5 protein-coding genes are annotated in these 11,057 nt (G+C 76.5%); 3 read left to right on the top strand and 2 right to left on the bottom strand.

Annotated elements, in window-relative coordinates:
• The 3 genes from V1J52_RS25855 to V1J52_RS25845 form a co-directional block, all read left to right on the top strand.
• A partial coding sequence (locus V1J52_RS25855) for a type I polyketide synthase (RefSeq protein ID WP_330142398.1) occupies positions 1–2,722 on the top strand: 2,722 nt, incomplete at its 5' end.
• A gap of 57 nt (positions 2,723–2,779) precedes the next feature.
• Entirely contained in the window at positions 2,780–9,013 is a 6,234-nt protein-coding gene (locus V1J52_RS25850) for a thioester reductase domain-containing protein (protein ID WP_330142397.1), read from the top strand.
• A gap of 20 nt (positions 9,014–9,033) precedes the next feature.
• On the top strand, positions 9,034–9,804 hold the full coding sequence (locus V1J52_RS25845; protein ID WP_330142396.1) for a thioesterase II family protein: 771 nt from the start codon (positions 9,034–9,036) through the stop codon (positions 9,802–9,804).
• 120 nt (positions 9,805–9,924) lie between these two features.
• Here V1J52_RS25845 and V1J52_RS25840 read toward each other — a convergent pair whose 3' ends face one another.
• Both V1J52_RS25840 and V1J52_RS25835 read right to left on the bottom strand, forming a co-directional pair.
• Positions 9,925–10,179, bottom strand: coding sequence for an acyl-CoA carboxylase epsilon subunit (locus V1J52_RS25840; protein ID WP_330142395.1), 255 nt, complete (start codon positions 10,177–10,179; stop codon positions 9,925–9,927).
• Positions 10,180–10,264: 85 nt separating this feature from the next.
• On the bottom strand, positions 10,265–11,057 hold a 793-nt coding region (locus tag V1J52_RS25835; RefSeq protein WP_330142394.1), incomplete at its 5' end, for an acyl-CoA carboxylase subunit beta.

Here is an 11,057-nt window from a genome sequence, read left to right as displayed (position 1 = left end):
ACACCACGAGACCGCGACCGTGGTCACCGCCCTCGCCCACCTGCACACCCTGGGCGCCCCGGTCGACTGGTCCGCGTACTTCGCCCCGGCCGCGCCGCGCCACGTGACGCTGCCCGGCTACGCGTTCCAGCACCGGCGCTACTGGCTGGAGCCCACACCGGGCGGGGCCGGGGCCGGTGCGGACGGCCACCCGCTGATCGGGGAGGCCGTCCCGGTCGCGGGCGGCGAGCAGGTGCTGTTCACCGGGCGCGTCTCGCTGCGGACGCACCCGTGGTTCGCGGAGCGGCCGCTGCACGGCGCCCCCGTGGTGCCGCCCGCCGCGCTGGTGGAGGCCGCCGTGCACGCCGCCGACCGGCTCGGCGCGGCGTCCGTCGACCGGCTGACCCTGCGCCGCCCGGTCGCGCTGCCCGAGCAGGGCGACCTCCACGTCCAGCTCAGCGTCGCCGGACCCGGCGAGGACGGGAAGCGGACGTTCTCCGTGCACAGCAGGCCCGCCGGTGACGAGGCCGTCTGGACGCTGCACGCGGACGGCGCGCTCGGCGCCCCCGTGGACGGCGCACGGCCGGACGACACCGGGCCCGCCGGCCCGGACGGCGGTGACGCCTACGAGGCGGCGCTGCCCGAGGAGCTGCTCGCCGACGCGGCGCGCTACGCCCTCCACCCGGCGCTGCTGGCCCTGGCCGTGGACCTCGCCGGGGACGGCGACCCGGACGCGCTGCCCGCCGAGTGGCACGGCGTCCGGCTGCACGCCACGGGAGCGACACAGGCGCAGGTGCGGACCGCGTCCGGCACCGGTGGCCCGGTGCTGCTGCGGGACGCCGCCGGGGAGCCGGTGGTGTCCGTCGCGGCGGTCACGTTCCGGACGTTCGCGCCCGAGGACGTCGCGGGTGCGCGGCGGACGCTGCCCCTGCACACCGTCGTGTGGGAGCCGGTGTCCCTGCCCGCCGGGCCGTCGGGCGCCGCGGACGGGCGCAGCTGGGAGGTGCTGCCGGTCACGCACGACGGGACCGGGCCCGACGAGGTGCACGCGGCGGTCGGCCGGACGCTGGAACAGGTGCGGGAGTGGCTGTCCGACGAGTCCGGGGAGCGCGGCGAGGACACCGTCCTGGCCGTCGTGACCCGGGGCGCCGTGGCCGCCGACGAGGGCGGGACGGTGTCCCCGGCGGGCGCCGCCGTGTGGGGCCTGCTGCGCTCGGTGCAGGCCGAGGCGCCCGACCGCGTCGTCCTGCTGGACCTGGCTCCGGACGGCGGCGGGGAGCCCGGCGACGTCCTGCCCGCGCTGCTGGCGGCCGGTGAGCCGCAGGCCGCGGTGCGGGACGGGTCGGTGCGGGTGCCGCGCCTGCGGCGGTCGGACGCCACCGGGGCCACCGCCGGCGCGGCGCCGGTGTGGTCGCCGGAGGGCACGGTGCTGGTGACCGGCGGCACCGGGGCGCTGGGCGCCCTGGCCGCCCGGCACCTGGTCACCGCCCACGGCGTCCGCCACTTGCTGCTGCTCAGCCGGAGCGGGCCCGACGCCCCCGCCGCCACCGGGCTCCGGGAGGAGCTGGCGGAGCTGGGCGCGACGGTCACCGTCGCCGCCTGCGACGCCGCCGACCGCGACGCGCTCGCCGCCGTCCTGGACCGGATACCCGGGGACCGTCCGCTCACCGGCGTCGTCCACACCGCCGGGGTGCTCGACAACGGGCTGTTCCCGGCGATGACGCCGGAGCGGCTGGCCACGGCGCTCCGCCCGAAGGCGGACGCGGCCTGGCACCTGCACGAGCTGACCCGCGGCGCGGACCTCACCGCCTTCGTCCTGTTCTCCTCCACGGTGGGCGTGATCGGCGGCCCCGGGCAGGCCAACTACGCGGCGGCCAACGCCGCCCTGGACGGGCTCGCCGCACACCGGGCCGCCCTGGGGCTGCCCGCCACGTCGGTCGCCTGGGGCCTGTGGGACCTGCCGGAGGGCACGGGCGTGAACGCCGCGCTCGACTCCGCCGACCGGGCCCGCTACGCCCGCGAGGGGTTCCGCGCGGTGCCGCCGCAGGAGGGCCTGCGGCTGCTGGACGCGGCGCTGGCCTCGGCGGCCCCCGCCGTGGTGGCGCTGCCCCTGGACGCGGCGGCCATGCGGGCGCACGGCCGGGTGCCGCACGTCCTGCGCGGCCTGGTGCGGGTGCCGGAACGGCGCGCCGCCCAGGCGGGCGGGGCCGCGCCCCGGACGCTGGCCGACCGGCTGGCGGAGCTGCCCGGCCAGGAGCGCCTGCCGGTGGTCCTCGATCTGGTGCGGTCGGAGGTGGCCGCGGTGCTGGGCCACACGGACCCGGGGTCGCTGGGCGCCGAGCAGGCGTTCCAGGAGCTGGGCTTCGACTCGATGACGGCCGTGGAACTGCGCAACCGGCTGGGCGCCGTCGCCGGCGTCCGGCTCCCGGCGACGCTCGTCTTCGACCACCCCACGCCGGACGCGCTCGCCGCCTTCCTGCTGCGGCAGGTGGCGCCCGAGGAGGCGGACGGGCCGCGCACCGTACTGGCCCGGCTGTCGGACCTGGAGGCGGAGCTGGCCGCGCTGGACGGGGACGCCGAGACGGTCTCGACGGTCTCCATCCGGCTCCAGACGATGCTGTCCCGCCTCTCGGAGTCCGCGGCGGCCACGGCGTCGGCCGGTGCCGCCGACACCCTCGCGGAGGCGTCCGCCTCCGAGATCTTCGACTTCATCGACAACCAGCTCGGCCGTTCCGCGACCTGAAGCCCGCGTCTGTGCGAGCGCCGGACCATCGTGCATCCGAGGAGAGACTGATTCCGCATGTCGAACGAAGAGAAGCTGGTCGAGTATCTGAAGTGGGTCACCGCCGACCTCCAGAAGGCGAGGCAGCGGCTGGCCGAGCTGGAGTCGGGCCAGGACGAGCCGATCGCGGTGGTCGGCATGGCGTGCCGCTACCCGGGCGGCGTCTCCTCGCCGGAGGGGCTGTGGCGGCTGGTCGAGGAGGGACGTGACGCCATCAGCCCCTGGCCCGAGGACCGGGGCTGGGACACCGAGGGCCTCTACGACCCCGAGCCGGGCAAGCCGGGGAAGTCGTACACCCGCGAGGGCGGCTTCCTCGACGGCGCGACGCAGTTCGACGCCGCCTTCTTCGGCATCTCGCCCCGCGAGGCGCTGGCCATGGACCCGCAGCAGCGGGTCCTGCTGGAGACGGCCTGGGAGACGCTGGAGAGCGCGGGCATCGACCCGGCCGCCCTGCGCGGCACCAGGACCGGGGTGTTCACGGGCGTCGTCGAGCAGAGCTACCTCAACCGCGAGGGCCCCGAGGAGTTCGAGGGCTACCTCATGACGAGCAAGCTGAGCAGTGTGGCGTCCGGCCGGGTGTCGTACACGTTCGGCTTCGAGGGTCCGGCGGTGTCCCTGGACACCGCCTGCTCCTCCTCGCTGGTGGCGCTGCACCTGGCGGCGCAGTCGCTGCGCTCGGGCGAGTCCACGCTCGCGCTGGCGGGCGGCGTCACGGTCAACGGTTCGCCGAACGGGTTCGTCGACTTCTCCCGCCAGCGCGGCCTGGCCGCCGACGGGCGCTGCAAGTCCTTCGCCGCGGCGGCCGAGGGCACGGGCTGGGCCGAGGGCGTGGGCCTGCTGCTCCTGGAGAAGCTGTCCGACGCGCGCCGCAACGGGCACCGCGTGCTGGCCGTCGTGCGCGGCTCCGCCGTCAACCAGGACGGCGCCTCCAACGGCCTGACCGCGCCCAGCGGCCCGTCCCAGGAGCGGGTCATCCGGCAGGCGCTGGCCGACGCGCGGCTCACCCCGGCCGACGTGGACGCCGTCGAGGCGCACGGCACCGGCACCAAGCTCGGCGACCCCATCGAGGCGCAGGCACTCCTGGCCACCTACGGGCAGGAGCGCCCCGAGGGGCGCCCGCTGTACCTGGGGTCGCTCAAGTCCAACATCGGCCACTCGGTGGCGGCGGCGGGCGTGGGCGGCGTCATCAAGATGATCCAGGCCATCCGGCACGGGGTGCTGCCCAAGACCCTGCACGTGGACGAGCCGACCCCGCACGTGGACTGGGAGGCGGGCGACGTCCGGCTGCTGACCGAGGCCACCGCGTGGCCGCAGGTGGCCAGGGCGCGCCGGGCCGGTGTGTCCTCGTTCGGCGTGAGCGGCACCAACGCGCACGTCATCCTGGAGCAGGCGCCCGCCGAGGAGCCGGCCGAGGCGGAGGAGGCGGTCGCGCCCGTGCCGCTTCCCGCGGTGCCGTGGCTGCTGTCGGCGAAGACGCCCGACGCGGTGCGCGCGCAGGCCCGGCGGCTGCTGGACGCGGTGGAGGCGGACCCCGGGACGTCCCCCGTGGACGTCGGCCACGCGCTGGCCACCGGGCGGGCCGCGTTCGCCCACCGGGCCGCTGTCACCGGCACCGGCCGCGCCGAACTGCTGGAGGGCCTGCGCGCGCTGGCCTCCGGCTCCACCGACCCGCGGGTCGTCTCGGGCGCCGCCGCGCCCGGCAAGACGGCCTACCTGTTCACCGGGCAGGGCGCCCAGCGCACCGGCATGGGACGTCAGCTGGCCGACGCCTTCCCGGTGTTCGCGCAGGCGTACGAGGCGGCGCTGGATCTCCTCGACCCGGCCCTGCGCCAGGCGATCGCCACCGGTGAGGGCCTGGACGGCACCGAGTACACCCAGCCCGCGACCTTCGCCTTCCAGGTCGCCCAGTTCCGGCTGCTGGAGAGCTGGGGCCTGCGTCCCGACTTCCTGGTCGGGCACTCGGCGGGCGAGCTGGCCGCCGCCCACGTCGCGGGCGTCCTCTCCCTGGAGGACGCGGCAAAGCTGGTGACGGCGCGCGGCACGCTCATGGGCGCGCTGCCCGCCGGGGGCGCCATGATCGCGGTGCAGGCGACCGAGGAGGAGATCCTGCCGCACCTCACCGACCGGGTCTCGATCGGTGCGCTGAACGCGCCCAACTCGGTGGTCATCTCCGGCGACGAGGAGCCCGCCGAGGAGATCGCGGCGCGCTTCGCGGCGATGGGCCGCAAGACGAAGCGGCTGGTCATCAGCATCGCCTCGCACTCCCCGCGCATGGAGGACATGCTCGACGCCTACCGCGCCGTGGCGGACACGCTGACGTACCACCCGCCGAAGCTGCCCGTCATCTCCACGGTGACGGCCGCGCTGGCCGCGCCGGACCTGCTGGGCGACGCCGCCTACTGGCCGCACCAGATCCGGCAGCCGGTCCGGTTCCACGACGCGCTGCTGACCCTGGTGGCCGAGGGCGTCACCACCGCGCTGGAGATCGGCCCGGACGCCACGCTCACCCCGCTGGCCGCGCACGTGGACGGCCTCACGACCCTGCCGCTGTCCCGCGCGGGGGAGGAGGAGGGGCAGCACATCGTCGCCACGCTGGCCCGGCTGCACACACTGGGCGCCTCCCCCGACTGGGGCGCGTTCTTCGCCCCGGCCCGTCCGGGGCGGGCCGAGCTGCCCACCTACGCCTTCCAGCACCAGCGTTTCTGGCTCAACCCCACCTCCGCGCAGGACACGGAGGGCACCGGGCACCCGCTGCTGGGCACCGCGGTCACCCCGGCCGACAGCGAGCAGGCGCTGTTCACCTCCCGCGTCTCCGTGCGCACCCACCCGTGGCTGGCGGCGCACACCGCCGGCGGCGCGCCCGTCCTCCCGGCGTCCGCGCTGGTGGAGGCCGTGGTGCGGGCCGGTGACGAGCTGGGCTGCACCCGCGTGGACCGGCTCGTCGTGGACGAGCCGCTCGCCCTCCCGGCGACGGGGACGGTGCAGGTGCAGGTCGGCGCGGGGGCGCCGACGGCCGACGGGGTGCGGGCGTTCACCGTCCACAGCCGGGTGGACGGCACCGACGGCGCCTGGACGCGGCACGCCCACGGGACGATGAGCGCCGCCGGACCGGCCACCGCCGGGGCCGTGGTGACGGCGTCCGGCGAGCCGCACGCCGAGGTGGAGCTGCCCGAGGACCGGCACGGCGAGGTGCGGGACTTCGCGCTGCACCCGACCCTGCTGGACGCCGCGCTGCGCACGCTGCCCGCCGAGCCGGGCGAGTCCACCGTCGCGGCGGCCGCGCTGCACGGGGTGCGGCTGCACGCGACCGGGGCCACCGCCCTGCGCGTCCACCGCACCACCGGCGCCGACGGCACCGCCGGGGTGCTGCTGACCGACCGTGCGGGACAGCCCGTGCTCACCGCCGACGCGGTCTCGGTGGGCACGGTGGACACCGCGCGCCTCCATGCCGCGCGCGCCCGGCACCACGAGGCCCTGTTCCAGGTCGACTGGCTGCCCGTGGACCTGCCCCGGCGGGCGGACGCGCCGGAACCGGAGATCGTGTGGGTGACCGACGGCGACCCCCAGGCCGCCGCCGTCAGCGCCCTCGCCGTGCTCCAGCGGCACCTGGCCGACGAGGCGGACTCCGCCACTCCGGTGGTCTTCGCCACCCGCGGCGCCGTCGCGGCCGAGACCGCCGAGGAGGTGCCGGACCTGGCGGGCGCGGCCGTGTGGGGCCTGGTGCGGTCGGCCCAGTCGGAGGCACCGGGACGGTTCGTGCTGGCCGACGTCGGCGCGGGCGCCGAGGACGGACCGGGGACGCGCGCGGTGCTCGCCGCCGTCGCGGCCGCAGGCGAACCGCAGGTCGCCGTGCGCGGGGAGCGGACCACCGTGCCGCGCGTGCGCCGCACGGCCCCGCCGGCCGGCGACGCGGCGCGCGCGCCGTGGAAGGCGGACGGCACCGTCCTGGTGACCGGCGGCACCGGCTCACTGGGCGCCCTGGTCGCCCGGCACCTGGCCACCGAGCACGGCGTGCGCCACCTGCTGCTGCTCAGCCGGCGCGGCCGGGACGCCGAGGGCGCGGCCGAGCTGGAGCGCGAACTGACGGAGGCGGGCGCCCGGGTCACCATCGCGGCCTGCGACGCCGGCGACCGGCAGGCGCTGGCCGGAGTCCTGGCCGCGCTGCCAGCCGACCTGCCGCTGACCGGGGTGGTGCACGCGGCGGGTGTCGCGGACGACGCCCTGGTGACGGACCTGACCGAGGAGCGGCTGACCCGGGTCCTGCGGGCGAAGGCGGACGCCGCCCGGCACCTGCACGACCTGACCCGCGGCTTCGACCTCACCGCCTTCGTGCTCTTCTCCTCCGTCGCCGGGGTGATCGGCGGCGCGGGGCAGGGCAACTACGCGGCGGCCAACGCCTACCTGGACGGGCTCGCCGCGCACCGGGCCGGGCTCGGGCTGCCCGCCACGTCGATCGCCTGGGGCCTGTGGGACCAGGTCACCGGCATCACCAGCTCGCTGGACGACAACGACCGCAGGCGCATCGCCCGTTCCGGCTTCCGGCCCGTCACGCACGAGGAGGGCACCGTCCTGCTCGACCTGGCCACCGGCTCCGGCGCGGCCGCGCTCGTCGCCACCCCGCTGGACACGGCGGCGCTGCGGGAGCAGCCGAGCCAGGTGCCGCTGCTCATGACGGGCCTGGCCCGGCTGACCGCGCGGCCCGCCGCGCGCAACACCGGCGGCGACGCGGGCGCGCTGGGCGAACGGCTGCGGGAGCTGGACGACGCGGAGCGGACCGCCCTGGTGATGGACGTGGTGCTGGCCGAGATGGCCGCCGTCCTGGGCCACGGCGACCCGGCCGCGCTGGACAGCGAGCAGCCGTTCACCGGCCTCGGCTTCGACTCGCTGACCTCGGTGGAGCTGCGGAACCGGCTCGGCGAGGTGTGCGGGACGCGGCTGCCGTCGACGCTGGTGTTCGACCACCCGACGCCCGTCGCGCTCACCCGCTACCTCGTGGGCCTGCTCGCGCGGACCCCCGGCGACGGCGGCCCGCGCGACGGCGTCGACTTCGCGGCCGACACCCGGCTGGCCGAGGACGTGCGGCCCGCCGGGGACCTCACCCGCGTGGTGGCCGACCCGGCGCACGTCCTGCTGACCGGTGCCACCGGGTTCCTCGGCGCGTTCCTCGTGCGGGACCTGATGCGGGACACCGCCGGAACGGTGCACTGCCTGGTGCGGTCCGCCGACGAGGCCGAGGGCATGGCGCGGCTGCGGGCGAACCTGGAGAACTACCGGGTGTGGGACGAGGTGGACGCCGCCCGGCTCCGGGTGATCCCCGGCGACCTGGCGCAGCCCGGGCTCGGCCTGGCGGAGGACGTCTTCGACGAGCTGGCCCGCACCATGGACGTCGTCTACCACGCCGGTGCGACGGTGCACTGGCTGCGCCCGTACACCTCGCTGCGGGACGCCAACGTGCGCGGCACGGAGGAGGTGCTGCGGCTGGCCGCACGGCACCGGACGGTGCCGGTGCACTACCTGTCCACGACGGGCGTCTTCGCCGGGGAACTGGCGAACGGGGTCCCGCTGCGGGTGGACGACACCACCGGGCCCGTCGAGGCGCTGCCCAGCGGCTACCTCCAGAGCAAGTGGGCGGCCGAGCAGCTCGTCGAGGCGGCCCGCGAGCGCGGCATGCCGGTGTCCGTCTACCGCATCGACGTCATCTCCGGCGACCAGGTCCACGGCGCCTGCCAGACGCGGGACTTCGTCTGGCTGAGCCTGCGCGGTCTGGTGCAGGCGCAGGCGGTGCCCGCGGGCCTGGTGGGCCGGGTGCACCTGACGCCGGTGGACTACGTCAGCTCCGCCGTCGTCACCCTCTCCCGCCAGGACACCGCGGCGGGCGGCACCTTCCACCTGTTCAACCAGAGCAACGGCAGCTTCGCGGAGTTCACCGCGCGGCTGCGGGAGCGCGGCTACCCGCTGGCCGAACTGCCCTGGGACGACTGGAGCACGCTGGTGCGGTCGGACGCCGACAACGCCATGCTGCCCCTGCTGGAGGCGTTCGAGATGATGGCCACCGACAACGAGGCCTTCTACCCGCCGGTGGACACCTCCGTCGCCGAGGCGGCGCTGAGCGGCACCGGCGTCGAGTGCCCGCCGATGTCCCGGGAGCTGTTCGACACCTACGTGGACTTCTTCGTCGAGGCGGGGTTCTTCCCCCGGCCGGCGGACGTCCGCGCCGGTGACGGCCGCCCGGCCGAACTGCTCACCCCGTGAGGACGAGAGGAGAGGACGACATGACAGCCGACGACTGGTTCCGGCGGTTCACGCAGGTGCCGCCGACGGCCCCGCTGCTGGTCTGCTTCCCGCACGCGGGGGGCGCGGCGAGCGCGTACCTGGCGCTCGCACGGGCCCTGGACCCGGACGTGGAGGTGCTGGCCGTGCAGTACCCGGGCCGCCAGGACCGGCGGCTGGAGGCCCCGGTGTCCCGGCTGACCGGCCTGGCCGAGGCGGTGGACGCCGCGCTCGACGCCCGGCTGGGCGGCGCGGACCGGCACTTCGCGTTCTTCGGGCACAGCATGGGCGCCTCCGTGGCGTACGAGACGGCCCGGCTGCGGGCGGCCGCCGGCCGCCCCGGCCCGGCGCACCTGTTCCTCTCCGGCCGGGGCGCGCCGTCCACGCGGCCGCGCCCCAGTGACCAGCTGTCCACCGACGCGGAACTGGTCGCGGAGGTGCGGCGGCTGGGCGGCACCGTCGGCCGCGTCCTGGACGACCCGGAGATGCTGGAGATGGTCATGCCGGTGCTGCGGGCGGACTACACGGCGCTGCGCGGCTACCGCTGGGAGCCGGGCCCGCCGCTGGCCGCGCCGTTCACGGTGCTGGTCGGGGACGCGGACCCCGTGGTGCCGGTGGCGGACGCGGCGGGCTGGACGGAGCACTCGTCCGCCGGGGGCGAGGTGCGGACGTTCCCCGGCGGGCACTTCTACCTCGACGCGGCGGCGGCCGGGGTCGCGGCCGTCGTGCGGTCGGCGCTCGCCCGGTCGGCCGCGGCCACCGCGGCCCGGTAACCCCCCCGGAACGCCGGAAGGCGGGTACCAGCGTGACGCTGGTACCCGCCTTCTTGCGTTGCCGCGGACGGTGCCGCGGAAGGTGCCGCGGAAGTCGCCGCGGCACCGGCCCGGCCCCGCTCAGGCCGCCTCGGGCCTGGCCCGGTCGCGGTCGTTGAGGGGCGCGCAGCACCAGGACCGGGGCTCGGTGCGGTCCGTGCCCCGCTCCGGGCGCCGCCAGTGCGCCTTGGCCCGCTCCCGGCGGGAGACGTCGTCCGGCTCCGCGCCGACCGCCGCCGTGCGCGCCAGCAGGACGGCCGTCAGCGCGGCCAGGTCCTCGGCGCTGGGGTTGCCCTTCTCCACGCGCAGCCACTGCGCGAACTGCTGCTCGGCCATGTCCGGCCACCTCCTGGGATTGCGGAACGGAGGGCCCGCGCACCACCGGTGCGCGGGCCCGTGTCGTCGTGCGGGAAGGAACCGGTCACTGCGGCGGGTTGCCGTGCTTGCGGGTCGGCAGCTCGCTGTGCTTGGAGCTGAGCATCTGGAGGGCCCGGACGAGGGCCGAACGCGTCTCCGCCGGGTGGATGATGTCGTCCACCAGTCCCCGCTCCGCGGCGTAGTAGGGGTTCATCAGCTCCTTGCGGTACTCGGCGATCTTCGCCGCCCGGACGGCCTCGGGGTCCTCGGCCGCCGCGATCTCCCGGCGGAAGATGACCCCCGCGGCCCCTTCCGCACCCATGACGGCGATCTCGTTGGTGGGCCAGGCCAGTGACAGGTCGGCGCCGATGGAGCGGGAGTCCATGACGATGTACGCGCCGCCGTACGCCTTGCGCAGCACGACCGAGATCCGCGGCACCGTCGCGTTGCAGTAGGCGTACAGCAGCTTGGCGCCCCGGCGGATGATCCCGTCGTGCTCCTGGCCGACTCCGGGCAGGAAGCCCGGCACGTCGACGAGGGTGACCAGCGGGATGTTGAAGGCGTCGCAGAACTGGACGAACCGCGCGCCCTTCTCGCTGGACTCGATGTCGAGGACGCCCGCCATCGCGGACGGCTGGTTGGCGACGATGCCCACCACCTGGCCGTCCAGCCGGGCCAGCGTGCACACGAGGTTGCGGGCCCAGTCCGCGTGCACCTCCATGGAGTCCCCGTCGTCGACGAGTTCCTCGATCACCTCGCGCATGTCGTAGGACCGGTTGCCGTCGGCCGGGACGAGTTCGGTGAGCCGGTCGGTGAGCCGGTCGGCGGCGTCGCCGCTGCGGGAGACGGGCGGCAGT

The organism is Streptomyces solitudinis, assembly GCF_036323765.1.
GTDB lineage: Bacteria > Actinomycetota > Actinomycetes > Streptomycetales > Streptomycetaceae > Streptomyces.
The sequence above is the reverse complement of the archived record's forward strand: the minus strand, read 5'-3'. Positions and strand labels throughout refer to the sequence as shown.